Origin of the sequence: Membranihabitans maritimus (genome assembly GCF_021729145.1) — a bacterium.
Classification (GTDB): Bacteria; Bacteroidota; Bacteroidia; order Chitinophagales; family Saprospiraceae; genus Membranihabitans; species Membranihabitans maritimus.
This window is the reverse complement of the sequence record NZ_JAJSLW010000052.1, coordinates 1-1,668: the sequence shown is the minus strand read 5'-3', so window position 1 is coordinate 1,668 and position 1,668 is coordinate 1. Positions and strand designations below refer to the sequence as shown.

Genomic DNA, 1,668 nt, shown 5'->3' with positions numbered 1-1,668 from the left:
TTAGGGATATTCAGTAGTAAGGTACTAATGGGTTAGATAATTGAAGAAGTTTTCTTTGGCCATTCATTAAATACACCCATTTCACAAACATTGATTAAGGGAGACGATAGAGATGAAATTTTGTTTGAATTGGGGTCATTTTTTTGCTAGGCAGGCACAGGTATCCCGCGCAATTGTGGAAGGGAACATTTTCAAGCCGCCCTTAGAGACTTTTCGGTGGACATTCGCCTACCGATCTGTAAGGCATTAGCCGTGTGGATACCAAAGAAAATCCAGAGAATTTCGGTGGCCTTTGTTCGGGCCTTGATCCTTTTGAGGCCATAGTGTTCCTTATCATTTCCGAAGCTTCCTTCCAAGCGGCTTGCCCTTTCAGTGGTGATGGCCCCGGCCATTTTCTTTCTGTGCTTTTCATGCTTTCCGGCTCTGCCTTTTCTCTTGAAGTCGGTCCGGATTCCGTGTTTGGTAGCGAACCGGCGGTTGGCATTGGTCGCATATAGGGCATCGGCACCAGCCACTTTCACTTTCGTTCGGGTCAGTCCCTGGGCTTTAAAGACGGTGGTCTTGAACCGATTGCCTTCGTGGAAGGCATCAAAGGACAGGTGTTCGATAAAGCCTATACCGTCAATCTGGAACTTGTGTACCTTGGCTCCAAACTCTACCGATTTGGTCTCCTTCCCCCTTACTATGGGCCTGATATACGGCCTGTCAAGGCTTACGATTCGATCCCGGGGTTTTTCCCCAGCGTGGAACAGTGCATGCTGCTGGACATGTACTTTTCGGGCCACAGACCACCTGACGTACTGTAGAGCTGTAATTCTCAGAGCAAAAGTCTTCTCCAGACGTTCCAGTTCCGAAAGAAACTTTTCCGTCAAAAGCAACAATGCTCTGGTCAATGCACGCCGTTTCTTCCTGTTCTTGCGCTTCATCTTACTATAGGAACCATATCGTCGCTTCCATTTCAGGTACTTGCTACGCGGCATAGCTATGCCTTGGTCTCGACATACCCCCTTTAAAAGCGAGTGTAGCCATTGGGTACATTCCCACAGAAGTTTTACATCCGTAGAATGACGAATATGACTCTCATAACAGGTAGCGTCCATGACAATGCTGTTCTTTCCTTCCATATGCGCAGACCAGTGTGCGAAAAGTTCCTTTTGCACCCGCTCTATGTCCAGTTTACCCGCAAGTTCACAGCGGATTTCGCTTATTAGCTTATAGTTGGTAAGTCGATCGGTGCCTAAGTAGATACCACAGAAGAACTGGAAGTCCAGGTTCCCATTTAGCAGCTCCAACAACTTGCGGTCCGAACAGCTCATATAGTGCTTTAGAAACATGAGGGCAATCTTACCCTGTGGTGAAAAGATCGCCCGGGGTCCTTTGCCAGACTCCTTCAGATCGAATGCATCAACCATAGCTTCCCAAGGAACACCCCGATAGATTTTGCCCAGGTCCGATTCGAGAAATCGCCGAAGAAAAATAGTAAATTGTTCTTGTTGTGAAGAAAAGGAAAAGCTATACTGGAATTCCGATATTCTTTGTATTTTACCCATACTTTATAGATAACAACCCCGCTTTTTGAGCTAGAGACTCATTTTCGGGGTTTTATTTTATCTAAAATACAAATTAATATCCTGATAACCAAGTATTTGAGTTACTTCTGAATATCCC

Annotated in this window: 1 protein-coding gene; it reads right to left on the bottom strand. The window is 45.7% G+C overall.

Annotation, left to right across the window (positions count from 1 at the left end; all coding sequences use genetic code 11):
* Positions 1–191: 191 nt before the first annotated feature.
* On the bottom strand, positions 192–1,550 hold the full coding sequence (locus LVD47_RS23255; protein WP_236981112.1) for a transposase: 1,359 nt from the start codon (positions 1,548–1,550) through the stop codon (positions 192–194).
* Positions 1,551–1,668: the final 118 nt, after the last annotated feature.

What these genes read in the sequence shown, in the direction of transcription:
- LVD47_RS23255 (WP_236981112.1), bottom strand. Translation starts at nt 1,550, where the DNA reads ATGGGTAAAATACAAAGAATATCGGAATTCCAGTATAGCTTTTCCTTT.